At 32.6% G+C, this 15,716-nt stretch carries 16 protein-coding genes; 10 read left to right on the forward strand and 6 right to left on the reverse strand.

Annotated features, from left to right (window positions below; all coding sequences use genetic code 11):
* The first annotated feature begins 1 nt into the window (after position 1).
* The 4 genes from ACNI3C_RS09620 (at position 2) to ACNI3C_RS09635 (ending at position 3,235) form a co-directional block, all read left to right on the forward strand.
* Complete coding sequence (locus ACNI3C_RS09620) at positions 2–424, forward strand: ArsC/Spx/MgsR family protein (RefSeq protein ID WP_419769591.1); 423 nt, start codon at positions 2–4, stop codon at positions 422–424.
* On the forward strand, positions 409–705 hold the full coding sequence (locus tag ACNI3C_RS09625; protein ID WP_419769592.1) for a hypothetical protein: 297 nt from the start codon (positions 409–411) through the stop codon (positions 703–705). The genes ACNI3C_RS09620 and ACNI3C_RS09625 overlap by 16 nt, the downstream gene beginning before the upstream one ends.
* An 82-nt stretch (positions 706–787) precedes the next feature.
* Positions 788–2,614, forward strand: a complete 1,827-nt coding sequence (gene amt, locus ACNI3C_RS09630) for an ammonium transporter (RefSeq protein ID WP_419769593.1) — start codon at positions 788–790, stop codon at positions 2,612–2,614.
* Between the two features lie 54 nt (positions 2,615–2,668).
* Entirely contained in the window at positions 2,669–3,235 is a 567-nt protein-coding gene (locus ACNI3C_RS09635; protein WP_419769594.1) for a hypothetical protein, read from the forward strand.
* Positions 3,236–3,249: 14 nt separating this feature from the next.
* On the opposite strand, the gene ACNI3C_RS09640 is transcribed toward ACNI3C_RS09635, so the two are convergent.
* Positions 3,250–4,623: a dihydrolipoyl dehydrogenase family protein gene (locus ACNI3C_RS09640; protein ID WP_419769595.1), complete on the reverse strand. Its 1,374-nt coding sequence runs from the start codon at positions 4,621–4,623 to the stop codon at positions 3,250–3,252.
* Positions 4,624–4,838: 215 nt separating this feature from the next.
* On the opposite strand from ACNI3C_RS09640, the gene ACNI3C_RS09645 reads away from it, so the two are divergent.
* The 4 genes from ACNI3C_RS09645 (at position 4,839) to ACNI3C_RS09660 (ending at position 8,629) form a co-directional block, all read left to right on the forward strand.
* The gene (locus ACNI3C_RS09645; protein ID WP_419769596.1) at positions 4,839–6,074 is read left to right on the forward strand and encodes a BaiN/RdsA family NAD(P)/FAD-dependent oxidoreductase; all 1,236 of its coding nucleotides are present in this window, start codon (positions 4,839–4,841) and stop codon (positions 6,072–6,074) included.
* Between the two features lie 4 nt (positions 6,075–6,078).
* Positions 6,079–6,987 (forward strand): class I SAM-dependent methyltransferase, encoded by a 909-nt coding sequence (locus ACNI3C_RS09650; protein ID WP_419769597.1) that lies wholly within the window; start codon positions 6,079–6,081, stop codon positions 6,985–6,987.
* Positions 6,988–7,227: 240 nt separating this feature from the next.
* Positions 7,228–7,452 carry a cysteine-rich CWC family protein gene (locus ACNI3C_RS09655; RefSeq protein WP_419769598.1) on the forward strand — a complete coding sequence of 75 codons (225 nt, stop codon included), beginning with the start codon at positions 7,228–7,230 and terminating at the stop codon, positions 7,450–7,452.
* Position 7,453: 1 nt separating this feature from the next.
* Positions 7,454–8,629: a hypothetical protein gene (locus tag ACNI3C_RS09660; protein ID WP_419769599.1), complete on the forward strand. Its 1,176-nt coding sequence runs from the start codon at positions 7,454–7,456 to the stop codon at positions 8,627–8,629.
* Position 8,630: 1 nt separating this feature from the next.
* Here ACNI3C_RS09660 and ACNI3C_RS09665 read toward each other — a convergent pair whose 3' ends face one another.
* The 3 genes from ACNI3C_RS09665 to pgp3 all read right to left on the reverse strand — a co-directional run bounded on the left by ACNI3C_RS09665 (position 8,631) and on the right by pgp3 (position 12,777).
* On the reverse strand, positions 8,631–9,188 hold the full coding sequence (locus ACNI3C_RS09665) for a hypothetical protein (protein WP_419769600.1): 558 nt from the start codon (positions 9,186–9,188) through the stop codon (positions 8,631–8,633).
* A 3-nt stretch (positions 9,189–9,191) separates the two neighbouring features.
* On the reverse strand, positions 9,192–11,753 hold the full coding sequence (locus ACNI3C_RS09670) for a putative bifunctional diguanylate cyclase/phosphodiesterase (protein ID WP_419769601.1): 2,562 nt from the start codon (positions 11,751–11,753) through the stop codon (positions 9,192–9,194).
* Positions 11,754–11,907: 154 nt separating this feature from the next.
* A complete protein-coding gene (gene pgp3 / locus ACNI3C_RS09675; RefSeq protein ID WP_419769602.1) occupies positions 11,908–12,777 on the reverse strand; it encodes a peptidoglycan metallopeptidase Pgp3 in 870 nt (289 codons plus the stop codon).
* Positions 12,778–12,934: 157 nt separating this feature from the next.
* Here pgp3 and ACNI3C_RS09680 point away from each other — a divergent pair, with 157 nt between their 5' ends.
* Positions 12,935–14,059: a hypothetical protein gene (locus tag ACNI3C_RS09680; RefSeq protein ID WP_419769603.1), complete on the forward strand. Its 1,125-nt coding sequence runs from the start codon at positions 12,935–12,937 to the stop codon at positions 14,057–14,059.
* Position 14,060: 1 nt separating this feature from the next.
* Here ACNI3C_RS09680 and ACNI3C_RS09685 read toward each other — a convergent pair whose 3' ends face one another.
* Together ACNI3C_RS09685 and ACNI3C_RS09690 are read right to left on the reverse strand one after the other, a co-directional pair.
* Positions 14,061–14,687 (reverse strand): tRNA-uridine aminocarboxypropyltransferase, encoded by a 627-nt coding sequence (locus ACNI3C_RS09685; RefSeq protein WP_419769604.1) that lies wholly within the window; start codon positions 14,685–14,687, stop codon positions 14,061–14,063.
* 2 nt (positions 14,688–14,689) lie between these two features.
* Positions 14,690–15,154 (reverse strand): HugZ family pyridoxamine 5'-phosphate oxidase, encoded by a 465-nt coding sequence (locus ACNI3C_RS09690; RefSeq protein ID WP_419769605.1) that lies wholly within the window; start codon positions 15,152–15,154, stop codon positions 14,690–14,692.
* Between the two features lie 83 nt (positions 15,155–15,237).
* Between ACNI3C_RS09690 and ACNI3C_RS09695 the strand changes: the two genes are divergently transcribed.
* On the forward strand, positions 15,238–15,702 hold the full coding sequence (locus ACNI3C_RS09695) for a hypothetical protein (protein WP_419769606.1): 465 nt from the start codon (positions 15,238–15,240) through the stop codon (positions 15,700–15,702).
* Positions 15,703–15,716 lie beyond the last annotated feature (14 nt).

The following is a 15,716-nucleotide window of genomic DNA, read 5'->3' on the forward strand; positions in this document are numbered from 1 at the left end:
GTTGTTTTATAAAAAAAAAGAGGTGGTTTTTTACGAAAAGCCCGGTTGCAGTGGTAATGCGAGACAAAAAGCACTTTTAAAAGTGTGTGGCGTTGAGTTTAGTGTGAAGAGCATCCTTGATACACCTTGGAGTAAAGAGGAGTTAGAGAGCTTTTTTGACGGCTTAAGTGTACCTGAAATCTTTAATCTTACAGCACCTAAAGTCAAAGATAAAAGTATTGATATTCACACCATTTCAAAAGATGAAGCGATTAAGTTAATGTTGGATGAACCTCTTTTGATTAAACGCCCTTTGCTTCAAATTGACGATGTTAAAGTGTGTGGATTTGACATTGACAGAATCAATCAACTTCTCAATATCAATATGGATAAACCGCATGATATCAATGAGTGTACCAGCAGTGTGCCGTGCAAAAGTGTCTGATAACCATTTGTCAAGAGTTTGAAGCCATTGATGACTTTTTACATCAACAAACCAAAGAAAAAGAGGCGATTGTAAATCGTCTTTTTATTGAGTTTATGGAATGCTTTTCAAGCATAAAAGAGGAGAAACTTCAATATCCCAGTGAGTTTGTTAATGATGTCAGACTCTATAATGAAGGTTTTGCTTTGGTACATGAAAAGTTTAAAGATGTACAGATTCGTTATTTGATGTTAAGTGACTTTTATGATTTTGCTCGGTTGACAAAAAAGTATCAAAAATAACAAAATTGTATATTAAATAAACAATACTATTCCCTTGAAACTGCCTGAGAGTAGACTATAATTATAAACCAGGGAGAAGATAATGTATAACTACTCAAATATTGATGTTTTATGGATTTTAGTCTGTGCATTTTTGGTTTTTCTTATGCAATTTGGTTTTGCTTTGATTGAGACAGGAACCGTACGTTCAAAAAACACGATTAATGTTGCCATGAAAAACTTAATTGATACCATTTTTGGTGTGATGTTTTTTTGGATTATTGGTTTTGGATTGATGTTTGGAACCGATGTAATGGGTCTTTTTGGTACAAACAGTTTTTTAATTGATGGTAAAAATTATCATGAAAATGCTTTTTTCTTTTTTCAAGCTATGTTTGCAGCAACTGCAATTACAATTGTATCGGGTGCTGTTGCTGAAAGAATTAAATTTAATGGTTATATTGTTGTTGCCATTATTGTTACGTCAGTGATTTATCCAATCTTTGGACATTGGGCTTGGAGCGAACACGGTTGGTTAAAAACCTTGGGCTTTTTAGATTTTGCTGGTTCAACCGTTGTACACTCTATGGGTGGTTGGATTGGATTAGCAGGTGCAATGTTTTTAGGACCACGGCTTGGAAAGTTCAGAAAAGGTGAAATTATTTATTTTGCTCCAAGTAATCACAATATGATTGTATTTGGTGTGTTTATTTTAACGTTTGCTTGGTTTGGATTCAATGCAGGAAGTTTGCTCAGATTTGATGGAGAAGTTACTGCAATTTTATTAAACACGCTCTTAGCTGCAACTTTTGGTGGTTTTGGTGGTTGGTTGATCAGTTTAATCAACAAAGAAAAAGTGGGTGTTGAAATTTTCAGTTTTGGTGTTATTGCTGGTTTGGTTGGAATTACAGCAGGGTGTGATCGTTTTGATACAATGACTTCAGCTTTTGTTGGGTTAAGTTCCGCTTTTTTGATGCACATTTTTGACCAATTTTTATTGAAAAAACTTAAAATTGATGATCCCTTAAGTGTGGTCAGTATTCATGGTGTGGTTGGAGTATGGGGTACATTGAGTGTGGGATTCTTCTCCTATTTGCCCGAAGATATGACACGACTTGAATTTATTGGTGTCCAAGCGTTAGGGGTGGTTGTTGCGTTCATTGTTGCTATGGTATTTGGCTTGTTACTTTTTTACTGTTTATACAAGCTCAATTTACTTCGAGTGGCAAAAAAACATGAAGTTTTAGGTTTGAATGTCAGTGAACACAATGCCAAACTTCCTTGGGTTGAAACCATTGAAAGTATTGTCAAAATCATGCGTACGGGTAACATTAAAAAGAAAATTTATGAAGACAGAAACAGCGAAATAGGTTTGGTTGCAAAGTTTTTTAACTATTTATTGGATATTTTACGAAAAAAGCAGATTGAATTGCGAAAATCAAACAGTGTGCTTAAAATCAAATCAGAGATTGATCCTTTAACACAAATTCTGAATCGACGTGCCTTAATGGAGTATATCGTCAATAAAAACTTTTTTGAAAATACATGGGGTATGATTATCATTGATATTGATAAATTTAAATCAATCAATGACACCTATGGGCACAATGTCGGTGATATTGTATTAAAAGAGTTATCAAAAGTGGTTTCAAATAACATTCGTGAGCAAGATATTTTTGCTCGTTGGGGTGGAGAAGAGTTTGTTCTTGTCATTGAAGCCCCTTCCATTTCACATTTAGAACTTATTGCTGAAAAGGCAAGAGTTGCCATAGAAAAGCATGAGTTTGATACGGTAAAAAAAGTCACCGCTTCATTGGGAATTTGTTTTCCAAAAAATGCAAATGAGAGTTTTGAAACGATTTTCGAACATGCAGATGCAGCTTTATATCAAGCAAAAAAATTGGGCCGAAACAGAGTATGCAGTTGGTAAAAACCGCGGAATAGAAATTGCATACAATAAGTAAAATACACACAAGGAAAAAATATGGCAACTCCAATTGAGTTTATCAAAGCAAACGAATTAGACTGGCAACCATCATTGAATGCTAAATTAAGTAATGGATTATATGGTTATAGAGGAGCATTAATTATTGAACCAGGTAAACAAATATCTGCAGATAGAAAATTACCACCTAAGATTCAAGCAAGACAAGTGATCATGATGACAACAGATGATTCAATCAAATTTTTAACATGTGAGTTAGAAAGTTTTAACGATTTCAAACCAATGTTTGAAAAATATAAACAATTTTTTGTTCCAGATAGTATGAATTTATTGTATGTTACTGACCTTGAAGCCAATGGTACATTTGAGTACGAAGGTGTAAAATTTACAGCATATATGCTTGATGAGAGTTCGGTTTGGAATGAATTATTGGATTTGGCTTCTTTAGAAAAAAGTGATATGAAAAGCTTAAAACAACCCGAAGAAAAAATCGAAAAATTGTATGAAGAACTTTTAACGTGTAATGTTGAAGATACTCCAAGAACATATGAAGAGATGTGTTCATTTATTGGTGAAAGCTCAAAACAATTGATGGGTGCTGTATAATTTTATAATTGAGGTTAATTTTTAACCTCATTATAGTGCTCTACTTTTTTAACCGCCTCCACAGCTGCTGGAAGTAGGGCTTCACTCAGTGCTGGGTGAATATATAACATCTCTTTTAAGTGTCTGATATCATTTTGTATGTGCATAACGGCTAAGACTTGATGCATCATAATTGAACTCTCTGGCCCTATCATATGGCATCCCAGTATCTCATAATTGTCAGGATTGATAATCAATTTTGTAATGGGATATTTTATTCTCAACGATTGCGCTTTGGCACTGGCTTGCCAATTGGTGGTTGAAACCACATATTTCAGTTGTGACTCTTCTGCTTTTTGTTCGGTTATTCCTACGCTGGCAATTTCTGGATGAGAGAAAACAGCATGTGGCATATACTTAAATTTTAAAGGCTCTTTTTCCCCTTCAAATAACATTTTTCCCAAATGATTGATTTCATAAGCGGCTGCATGTTGAAGCATGTACTCTCCTGCTGCATCCCCTACCACATAAACTCCTTTGGCTTGGGTTTGAAAGTATTCATCTCTTTGAATAAAACCTCTTTTATTAAGTTTAATGCTGGTATTTTCAAGATGCAGTAGGTCACTGTTGGCTTCTCTTCCTGTGGCATAAAGTAGGGCATCACACTCAAGATTTGACTCTTTTTCATTGGTTTGTAAAATCAGTTTAAATTGGTTGTTTTCATAGGTGGTTTCTTTAATCGTGGTATTAAAAAGCACATCGACATTTTTGGTAAATTCCTCTTTGAATATGCGAGCAATATCATGGTCTTCATTACGTAAAAGATTTTCATTACGTATGAGCAGTTTGGTTTCAATGCCAATAGCATCAAAAAGATTGGCCAACTCAGCTGCAATAAAGCCTGAACCTACAATCGCAATTGAATTGGGAATTTTACCTTTAAGGGGGAAAATATCATCGCTGCTCCACGCTTTTTCATGGGGAGGTTTGATGGGTCGAGTACCTGTGGCAATGACAATACGTGGTGCGGTTAACTTTTGATTATTGACCTCTACAACATGGTCTGAAATAAATGAACCTATGCCTCGGAATATTTCTACATTTTCGTTGAATTTATTTTGATAAATCTCATCAATTTTAGAGATGTAATGATTGGTTTTGTCAAAAATGGTTTGTTGGTCAATGGTGTTAATGGTTGCATCTATAAAGTGTCGTTTGGATTCTTGAATGGCTCTGGCTACATTGGCATAACCTATTAAAAGTTTTGAAGGAACACACCCTCTGTTAGGGCACGTTCCCCCTAAAGTTGATTTCTCTATGATGGCAACTTTTTTCCCCAATTTACCCGCAGTAACACCTAAACTTGTGGCTCTTCCACCACCAATAATAATCAAATCAAATTTTTGCATAGAGAACCTTTTATCTAAAGTTCTCTATTCTAACATATTTCCTATAAAGTGAGTTATAGCTGATAAATTAATTGTTGGTTTGATGAAAGAGATTAAAAAATAGGCTTCCGCATAAAATATTTTCTTAACACTTTTAGTCTTACTTTCTGGGGATAAACATTGGGTTTAACCATAATTTCTATATAATGCAAAAAAATAATGTAAAGAGTAAAACGTTGAATGATGATTATGATGTGATTGTTGTAGGAGCAGGTGCTGCAGGCATGATTGCTGCCATTTGTGCTGCAAGAGATGGCAAAAAAGTGCTTCTGTTAGAACAATTAAGTAAAATTGGTGCCAAACTCAAAGCCACGGGCGGTGGTCGATGCAATTTAACCAATACTTTAGACAATGAAACCTTTATGTCAAAGTTTGGTAAGCAAGGGCGTTTTATGCAAGATGCTCTGTACCATTTTGATAATGAAGCTCTCATTGAATTTTTTAGAAGCATTGGTGTACAAACGCATGCCCCCGATGGGTTTAGAGTTTTTCCTGTGGGGCATAACTCATCTGCGATTTTAGCTGCTTTAGAAAATGAGCTTAAAAGAGTCAATATTCATCTGATCTGTTCTGCCAAAGTAGAACACATTAACTCTAAAAATAACAAAATTGCTGGTGTTCGTACCACCCATGAAAGGTATTCTTCTTCGCATGTTATTATTGCAACGGGCGGGTTAGGATACCCCATTTTAGGTGCCAATGGTGATGGTTATACCTTCGCAAAAGAGTTGGGGCACAAAGTAACAACGCTTCACCCAGCTATGATGCCACTGCATACTAAAGAGACTTGGGTGGCTTCATGTAAGGCCAATACCATTGCCAAAGCAACATTAAAAGTGAATTTGCCCAAATATAAAAAAATAAAAGCTTGTGGCGATTTGATTTTTACTTCAACTGGAATTCGAGGGCCTGTGGTGTTGGATTTCGCGCGAGATGTAACGCCTATTTTAGAGAAACATGGGGAAGTGCCCTTGTTGGTGAATTTAACCAAAGGACTCAATGAAGAGCAAATTTTTGCACACTTAAAAAATGAGTTTATTTCCAATCCTCAAAGCACCATTTTGGAGAATATTTCAACCCTTTTGCCTTTAGCATTAAGTGGGGAAATTGCCAAGTTGTGTGAAATTGATGGGAATGAAAAGTTTAAAAGTATTGAAGGGCATAAAAGAGAGAAACTTGTAAAAACCTTGGCTTGGACACCCCTAACCATTATAGGGCATGATGGATTTAAAAATGCTATGATTACACGAGGTGGGGTCGATTTAAAAGGCATTGATCCTAAAACCATGCAAAGTCGAATTGTGGATGGATTATACTTTTGTGGAGAAGTGATGAACCTTGATGGACCTTGTGGTGGATACAACTTGCAATGGTCTTTTTCAAGTGGGTATTTAGCTGGAAAGTTGGGATAGACTCATGGAAAATGTTAAAGCCTTAATACAAGAGAATCTTAAAGATAAAAGCGGTGAGTTTAAAAGAGTTTTCCATGGAAGAGGAGGGCGTTTTAAAGGGTTTGAATTTTTAACGGTAGACAGCATTGACAAAGTTCTGTTTGTAATCTTTTTTCAAGAGTGTGAAGAAAATATTGAAAAAGAGCTGTTGGCTTTTTTTGAAACTTTAGGTAAAAAGTTTGCTTATGAGAGTGTTGTTTTACAAAGACGTTATTTGCCAAAAGCTCCTTCTGAAACTCTTTATGGAGTCTTAAATGAGCAGAATTTTGCCCTTGAAAATGGGTTAAAATATCAAGTGAATTTTTTAAACAATCAAAATATTGGTTTTTTTGCTGATATGAAAAATGGGCGAGATTTCATCGCAACCATTGCAAAAGGGAAAAAAGTGTTAAACCTCTTTTCTTACAGTTGCTCTTTTAGTGTGGTTGCTATTGCCAATGGTGCATCTAAAGTGGTCAATGTGGATATGAGCAAACAAGCGTTGAGTTTAGGAAGGCAAAATCACCGCCTCAATCATTTGAGTACTTCAAATGTGGAGTTTATGCCTTATAATATTTTAAAATCTTGGAACAGAATTAAAAAATCGGGTCCTTATGATATTATTATCATTGATCCTCCCTCTTTTCAAAAAGGCAGTTTTGAAGCAACAAAAGATTATGAAAAAATCATTCGAAGATCAGATGAACTTTCAAGTGCTGATGCAACGATTTTATCTTGCTTAAATGCTCCCCATTTGGATTCACAATTTATTATTGAGATGTTTAAAACATCTGCACCTGAGTTTATTTTTCAACGACGATTAGATAACGTTGAGAGTTTTGCTTCATTGGATGAAGAGAGAAGTTTAAAAAATTTAGTTTTTAAGCGGATTTAATTTTAAGCACAGTAGCCACAAGCTTATGCGGCTACGTTAGAATGAGCAGATAGAATATATTCTTTGAACAATGTAACGGTTGTTTGAACAGCAAACAAAACAGTAATTGCAATGAGTGATAACGTTGCTTTTAACATTTTCTTTTCCTCCTTATTGGTTTTTCTAATGGAAGTGTATAGTTTAAAAGTTTCATTTTGATTGCATGGGTTTTTTTACAGTAAAAAAAAGATAAAATACGACATGAATGAAATAATAGATAAAAATTTATGCCCATTTTGTGGCAAAGAGAACAACTGTATGGCAAATAAAGCTGAAGATTGCTGGTGTAACCATGTTGAAGTCCCTTTGTCTTTAAGAGAATTAATTCCAGAACATAAACGAATGAAAGCATGTATTTGTAAAATGTGCATAGAACTTTTTCAAAACGACAGCAAAAATTTTATTCAAAAATACAACAAGGCATAACATGGATTTTAAACAACAGCTTTTAGAGATTATTTATCAAACACAAACGGTTAATTACTGGACAGTATTTATTTTCACGCTTTTTGGTTTTTTCACGCTTATATATATTGCGGGTTTTTTGTTTGCTAAAGTGCCTTTTGTTAATAAAATGGTAAAGTTGACAGGTGTTTTTAACACGGTTTTGTTTATTCCATATATCTTTTCTTTGATAAGTTATATTAAATTGGAGAGTGCAAGAGAAGTTGGATTTGTGGTGTTGCTTTCGCTTCTTTTTGTGTTTGGTTTTTTAATCTTTATTTTGGCTGCATCAAAAACTTTTTATGAAAAAGAGTATTCATTTTTACTGTTTTTAAAATCTTATAAATATATTTTGATGATTACCTTGCTTATTGTTGCTTTTTATTCAAAAACCTATCTCAGTGAACACATCAATTTTTTTGAACAAAACATTAAAAAACAGATTTATAATGAGATCAGTTTTTTAAAACAACAAAACAATAAAGATTTTGAATTGGCAAAGATTGTAGCACTCTATCATGCCAATGAGACACAAAAAGCCATAAAGAATTTTAATGCAACCACAACAAAAGTTCAAAACAGTTTTCAAAAAGATTTAACACATTTTCAAGAAGTGATCAATAAAAATAGAGATGAAATTTTAATGGAGTTTGAAAATAAAATGCTCAAACTTCAAACAAAAAATGATGCTCTTGAACAAAAAATAGAAGCACAATCAAAACTTTTAGAACAAATCAGTACAACCAATGCGCAAAAAGTTGCAGAACTGCAAGCTTTGTATAATGAGTGGCAAGATGCTTTTGGCATTGCACACAATCAATTAAAAGAGTTAAAAGTAAAGTATGAAGAGAGTATCAATGCTGTTGATGTAACACGTTATGAAAAGCTTCTTACCGCTGTTGCACAATTTGAGTCTCGTCTTAAAGATATCGTGCAAAAAATAGAAAATAATGATAAATACGATCAAGAAAATACTAAAAATATTTTGGCACTTAAAGAGCTTTTGGATACCAAAATTGCTTTTTTAAATAATGTCAATTTGGATTTGGATAATAATTTTAAATTAAGTTCAAAAAAAGTGGATGCCTTGGAGCTTAAATTGATTGAACTTGATAACAAAGTCAAGGAACTTTTAGTACCTAAAACTTCTAAGCAGTAGGTTAAAAAGCGTTTTTAATGGATTTGAAAATAACTTCTGTGCGATTCGTTTTAGTGTCGGTATTTAAAACCATGTATACAAAGTCATCGTTTAAAAACTTTGTGTAGAAGTGTTTGATGTGAACATAACTGTAACTTTTTTTTAAACTGTTATAGAGCAAGTTTTTACTTAAAGTAATTTGCATAAGAAGATAGAGTGAAAAAGTGATAATAATGGTTATTTCAAGCAGTGTAACGCTTTTTGCACAGAATTCACGAATGCTTTGATTGTTGATGTAATTGTTGAAGAGTTTGAAAATGAATTGGTAGGAGTTCAGTATAAGAAGAATATTCACTCCAAAACCAATCAAAACAATCATGGCAAAAGAGTCTGCGTTTATCACATGAGAGTCTTCTAATAAAAGCCCCATCTTTGAAGCAAATTTGGCACTGAGAGTAATGAGTACAAATATTTTAAAGTACTCAAAAATCTTCAAATAGATCTTTTTTTGATAGCTGTAGTAACTGCAATATGCAATCAATAAAAAGAGTGCTACATCAATAAAGTAGTAATATGACATCGGCTATTTTAACTGTTTAAAATTCTCAGAGGGTCTTCCTATATGGTAACCTTGATAATAATCGACATGCATTTCATCTAATATTTTTTCAATATCTTCATTTTCTACAAACTCAGCAATGGTTTGTATGTTCAACTCTTTAGCTAAGGTGACCATACTGTGTACAAATGCTTTATCTTTGCTGTCTTTATTGATATTGATAATAAAATCCCCATCTATTTTTAAGTAATCAATTGGAAATTTTTTAATGTAATGAAACGATGAAAACCCTGAACCAAAGTCATCAATGGCAAATTTATACCCCTCAGCTTTTAGGTTTTGTACAAATTTTTCAAGTAATGAAAAGTTTTTGACTGTTTCTCTTTCGGTAATTTCAAAAACAATTTTCTCTTTATTGATGTTGTGTTTTTCAACCAAATTATTGATTTTATTGATAAAATCACTCACAACCAATGATTTTGGTGAGAGATTGATAAACAATATTCCTTCATAGTGTGATGCATTAATTTGTGCAAAAGCTTTTTCAATGACCATCAAATCCATTTTATTAATTAAGCCCATTGACTCTGCGATTTCAATAAATTCATAGGCAGCAATGAGTTTATCATTTTGATCAATTCTCATGAGCAACTCATGAATAACCAAACCATCTTGATTTGATTTTGACATTTGAATGGGTTGGAAATATGGGATGATTTTCTCATTTCGTAATGCGTCAAGAAGCAATGAAGATTTATGTTTTTTCTCATTTAAAATAATTGAAATATCATGCTCCGTTGCCATTTTAACTGAATTTTTCCCCTCTTCTTTGACTTGATACATCATTGAATCAGCAATGGTAAACATATCTTTTTGTGAATGCGTATGATCAGGATAAACACTTACCCCAACAGAGATGGTGAGACTTACTTTTGTTCCTGTTGGAGAGATAAGTGTTTCATTTTCAATGCGTTTTAAAATTCGATTGGCAACGGTAATGGCACCATTTTCACTGCACTCAGGAAGAATAATGGTAAATTCGTCACCTCCATATCGTGCAACAATGTCTTCATCTCGTTTCTCTTCTATGAGTATTTCGGCAATTTTTTGCAAAAAGGTGTCACCAAAGGCATGCCCATAACTGTCGTTGATAGATTTAAAGTTATCACAGTCAATCATCATTAAAGCAAAAGAGTATTCATGTCGTTTGGCTCGTTTAACTTCATATGCCATGAGGTCATTAAAGACTCTTTGGTTAAATAGGTCAGTTAATGGATCTCTTGCGGCATAATACTCTAAATCTTGGGTATATTTGTTAATGGCTTTAATTGAACCAACCAAATTGGCCATGGTGGTTAAAATAGAGTCAATAACAATATATCGTACGGGATCTGTTGCAAAAACAGATTGGAGTCCAATTCCTACAATTCCACCAATTTTTGGCGTATCTAAAAAGAGTGATTTTGAACGATACTCTATCTCTTCTTCTTTGAGATTGCTCAAGTTCATCGTTTTATTGGCAACAATATGTTTGACTGTAAAGTCTGTGATGCCCTCAAAGTGTGATGAACTTCGGATACTGGCATTCATATAGTTTTCAAAATGAATTTTTGCACTCTCTTCGGGTACACCAAGCCAAAAAATATCAACTTCAAATTGATCATCTCCTACTCTGAAAATAGTCATCAGCGTATACGTATCCATAACTTGATTGATTTCAATGAGTAAATCACAAATATACTCTTTCCAATCTTTAACTACATCGGAAGTGATGATAAACTTATCCAATAAACGTACTTCAAACTCAAGTAACTCTTTATCTACAGCAACTTTTTTTAATTTACTCGCCATAGTATCGATTTGGGTGACCACTTGATTGAGTTCATAAAAATATAAATCAATATCTTTTGAGTTAAACGCTTTAAAATCTTTAATGGAGTTGATACTCTCAACTTTATTTTTAAAAAGTACCAATTTTGACGTTACTTTTTTGCTGGTATATCGTGAAGAGATGAAGGCAACAAGATAAAAAATAGGAATAATGATGAGGAAAAATATGATGAATTTATATTTTGATTCTGCAAAGATGTACTCCAAATCTTGTTTAAGTTCAATGGCCCCTAAAACATCATTAACTTTAGCATTGGTATGGCAAGTAAGGCACTCTGCTTTGGCTTTAAGTGGCAAAATATTTCTGACAACGTCATTTTCAAAATATTTAAGTTGAGGCACATCTTTCCCGTCTAAGAGGTCTAATAATATATTATCTTTTGTGCTCTCTTTGACCTCGCCAAAAAGTTCTTTCACTTTATTGCTTCGGTAAATATGAATGGTGTAGCTGCTTGATTTAAAATTTTCTTTGATGGAGTTCATGAAGACTTCAACATCATTTTTGCTCCAACCTTTTCTCATGATTTGATACATGGAAGAGAAGATTTGATTAGAGATGGTATCGGCGTGTTTGATGGCCTCTTTTTTTGTCAGTGCGGTATGTAAATAGGTACTGAAAATAAAACAGATGAGAAATATCACTGAGACTAAAATTATATGACTGGAAAAAATGTAGTTTTTAAAAGTTTTTTTCATCAGAATGACCTTTGCAGAGAGAAAAAAATATCAGATTTTTTGATATTTTATCTGAATAACATTTAAATAAAATAAAAATCAGCAAAATCATGCCTATATTCGTTTCATTATTTTAATCATTGTATTTCAAATAACACAGGGATAAATCTTTTACTTATTGAAGTTTATTTGCCACTTCTAAAAACTCTAAAGGATTGACTTGAATGCCGTGAACCCTAAATGAAAAGTGTAAATGTGGCCCAGTTACTCTTCCTGTATCCCCCGAAATTCCTATGAGTTGACCTTGTTTAACGTGTTGGTTTTTTTTCACAAGCAGTTTACTTAAATGATAATAGCCAGAATATACGCCATAGCCATGATCAATAACAACGGAGTTTCCAGCATAAAATCTGTTTTGTGCCATTTTAACAACACCTGATGCAGTGGCATAAATTTTTGTGCCTATGGGTGCCTTGTAATCGGTTCCTGAATGATAGCTTTTTATGGTGTTATTATAAACACGTTTGGTTCCAAATTGACTTGTAATAGGGGTGTTTAATGGATTGATAAAAGAAGAAGTGGTGAATTTCTTTGATGAAATATAATGGTAAAGTCTCATTGCCTCCTCATACTCTTTTTTTGTTCTTTCTTTATCTTTTTTATTGAGTTCAACCTTAGATTTTGCTACGTTAATGACTTCACTGCTGTAATGTGCATCTGTGACGTTTAACGTAACCGCTTTGAATCTTTTTTTCCCATTTTCTTTATACGAAACAATAACAGTATAAGAACCCAATGGAGTATAATAATCAACAGGAATAAATGCAAAATATCCATTAGGCAAAGTTGGGTGCGGGGCAAAGTCAATATTCAATTTTTCAAAAGTTAGTTTGGGGTTTTTTAAAACATGAGAAGAGTTTAAATAAAGAAGTGCTGTTGAACCACTATTGACATGATTGTTCTCTAAAAAAAGTTCGACATCTTTTGCATAACTTAAGAGATTAAAAAGCGTGATAAAAATGAGTATTTGAATTGATTTTCTCATGAATTTCCTTTTATATTTAGTGTGATTATGGGCATAAAACTTTGCTTTGTTTAATCCAATACTCAAAAGTAGCCACTTTTCTTTACAAACGAATTCTCTTTGGCTATAATCTAAATATTACATTAAGAGTAAAAATAACATATTATAAGAAAATAACTTGCATCATTTTAAAATAAACGACGATATCGCTCAATTAAACTTAGAAAAGATAAAACATAATCTCTTTCACTATACTTATACCGTAAAAAATATAAAAAATTTAATGAAACGAAATGAACCAGAAACTTCACCTTCATTCATTGCCTCATACACCAGCTTTAAAGGTGAAATATTTGAGAATATTATTTATGAACATTTGGTTCAGTATGCAGCCAATGAGCCATTAATTACAGGATTTATTCTTAAAGGCCCATACCAGCAACAGACCCAAAAATTTTATAAAAGTGGATTGATGATTGACAGCAGTTCACAAATTGTTTATAAAAGTGCGTATAAAGATATCAGTGAATTTGATGCACTTTTTTTTACAGAAGATAGCCTCTATTTTGTTGAAATGAGTACATCTAAAAAAACAGAGAGTTTGATCAAACGATTGCTTAAAAAACAAGCTTTGTTAAAAATGCTTTTCCCACATTTAATCATACGTGCATTGATAGTATTAACAGAGGGTTCAAAAGGGATTTCAAAGTTTCCTTCTTATTGCACTGTATGGATTACGAAAGATTTAGAAGATGATGAATTTGTCAAACATATCATTTTTGATTGCAGAGAAAAAAAACATATCTTTACTCCACGAAATAAGAAATTTATTCAAACGTACAAAGTTAAATATGAAAAATTTCAATATTTTCAAACCTTAGAGTATATTTTAGAAAAGTCAAGAAGCCATCCAAGATTTAAAGTGGATTTGAATTTTTTTAAATCAGAGCAATTGGGAATTTATTTCGATATTTTTTCAAAACTCTATATTGGATTTATGTCTGAACTTGAATTTATAAAACTTTTTCCTGAATATGATTTAAAAGCAAAAGATAAACGCATTATTGTTACGTTAGAAAAAATCAATACCAAACTTTATGATTTGGTCTATTATATCAAAGAAAATAATGGCAAATTAAAACGATTTTACAGTGCCAAAAATGAGATAAAAATCAAAGATAAAGAGTTGGACGGATTTACCAATGCCGAAGTGCGATTTATTACCAAGATATTAAAAAATGAACATGAACTTCTCAGTGAAGATATCAAACAGCTTTGTAAAGTAGGGTTTAAATTCGTATAAGCTACTTGTATCGTATGGCCTCTTCTTTGGCACACTCCAATTGATACTCCACCATTTTTTCAAAAGGTTGTAAAAACTCTTCAAAACTCCTATTTGTAATCGTTTCAATGCCTTGATTATTGAGCAGGCGAATGACAAAAAGGGTTGATTCTATGGTTGAAAGACAATAAAGATTGGGTTGGGTTTTAATATAAAATTTTGAGCTACTCTCATTTTCAAAACTTATTTTTTTCATTGCTTGCAGTTTGGGATTGACTCTTAAAATTTTTCTTGAACAAGGCCAGGTTGAATCTACAATAAAAATAACCAGATTTTTTTGGGTTTTAATTTTTTCATGGTTGAGTTTGAGTGCTTTTTCATGAGGGTACAACATAAAACACTCATTTTGTTCATCATTGATAATGGCTTGCACTTCTTTGTGTTTTGTAAAGTCAATTCCCACATACATTTCTGAATTGGGCAAGGAGTTATGGGTTAAATGTCCTGTCCCATTTTTTGTTTTTCTGAACTCTTTTGGGTGCATTAAAAGTACAAATCGAGTTTTTGTTTCCATGGGTTTAATGTATTCACACATGCAGCTTGTTTGAGGACGATAACAGCTGTAGCATACTTCTCTGGTGTGTTGCAAGACTATTTGTGTCCTTTTGAATCTCTTGGTATTAGGGTTAAATCATTTGTAATATCATAGGCTTTCCCAAAACCAAATACCGCTTCTCCTTTTTTTACACTCAACTCAAAAAGATTAAAATCACTCATTTTTCTTAACATTTTAACGGTTTTACCATGAGTGGCTTCAAACTGATTGAGAATAGCGTTATGCGTATCTGATTTTTTATCTATAAGTGTGCTACTACACTCTAAAACAACGCGTTTTCTTGCAAAAATATTTTCACACTCTTGTTCATCTTCAATAAAAAAAATTGAAAGCTCTTTGTGTGCTTTTAAATTTTGTGAATGTTTTGCAATATCACTGATAAAAATATAATATTTTTCCTGAGAATAGACAAAAGGTGCATAACTTGTAAAGGGGTTGGTATTGCTATCAAGAGTTGAAATAACCATACTTTTAAAACTTTTTAAAAAATCTTTTAACATTATTACGCTTCTATTTTATTTTGATATTACCATTTTATTACTAATTTTGTGTTAAAATTAAGAACTTAATATAAAGAGAAATAATGAATAATAAAATAAATAAATTCAGCTATTGGTTCGTTTTTTCAATTGTTTTGAGCATCGTCATTGTTTTGTATTCACATGAGTATCGTGCAGAGAATATAATCATGATTTTGTCTTTAACGATTGCATCATCGACTTGTGTGCATCTGTTGATTGATGTCATTTTTAAATTTAATGCACCAGATTTTTTTCAATACAATGAAGACATTTTTTATAATGTTAAATGGAATTGGGATTGGACGCAAGATAAACACATTTTACATTTAACCCCTTCATGCCCAACATGCAATCAAGAGGTCAATTATGTGTATGATCATTTGTTATCTCAAACTGAGTTTGTCTGCAATCATTGTAATGTACAAATTGCCAATATAAACAGTTCAGATAGAAATTTTGTTGTAGAATCGGTCAAAAAATCAATTATACGAAAACTTAAAAAAGAGGAACAAAAGACGTCTGAGTAAAAAAAGTTCACTCT

The sequence above is a fragment of the Marinarcus sediminis (SeqCode) genome, from assembly GCF_048571275.1.
GTDB classification, from domain to species: Bacteria; Campylobacterota; Campylobacteria; order Campylobacterales; family Arcobacteraceae; genus Marinarcus; species Marinarcus sediminis.

What these genes read in the sequence shown, in the direction of transcription:
- ACNI3C_RS09690 (WP_419769605.1), bottom strand. Translation starts at nt 15,154, where the DNA reads ATGTTAAAAGATTTTTTAAAAAGTTTTAAAAGTATGGTTATTTCAACT.
- ACNI3C_RS09655 (WP_419769598.1), top strand. Translation starts at nt 7,228, where the DNA reads ATGAATGAAATAATAGATAAAAATTTATGCCCATTTTGTGGCAAAGAG.
- amt (WP_419769593.1), top strand. Translation starts at nt 788, where the DNA reads ATGTATAACTACTCAAATATTGATGTTTTATGGATTTTAGTCTGTGCA.
- ACNI3C_RS09635 (WP_419769594.1), top strand. Translation starts at nt 2,669, where the DNA reads ATGGCAACTCCAATTGAGTTTATCAAAGCAAACGAATTAGACTGGCAA.
- ACNI3C_RS09660 (WP_419769599.1), top strand. Translation starts at nt 7,454, where the DNA reads ATGGATTTTAAACAACAGCTTTTAGAGATTATTTATCAAACACAAACG.
- ACNI3C_RS09665 (WP_419769600.1), bottom strand. Translation starts at nt 9,188, where the DNA reads ATGTCATATTACTACTTTATTGATGTAGCACTCTTTTTATTGATTGCA.
- ACNI3C_RS09650 (WP_419769597.1), top strand. Translation starts at nt 6,079, where the DNA reads ATGGAAAATGTTAAAGCCTTAATACAAGAGAATCTTAAAGATAAAAGC.
- ACNI3C_RS09640 (WP_419769595.1), bottom strand. Translation starts at nt 4,623, where the DNA reads ATGCAAAAATTTGATTTGATTATTATTGGTGGTGGAAGAGCCACAAGT.
- ACNI3C_RS09670 (WP_419769601.1), bottom strand. Translation starts at nt 11,753, where the DNA reads ATGAAAAAAACTTTTAAAAACTACATTTTTTCCAGTCATATAATTTTA.
- ACNI3C_RS09695 (WP_419769606.1), top strand. Translation starts at nt 15,238, where the DNA reads ATGAATAATAAAATAAATAAATTCAGCTATTGGTTCGTTTTTTCAATT.
- pgp3 (WP_419769602.1), bottom strand. Translation starts at nt 12,777, where the DNA reads ATGAGAAAATCAATTCAAATACTCATTTTTATCACGCTTTTTAATCTC.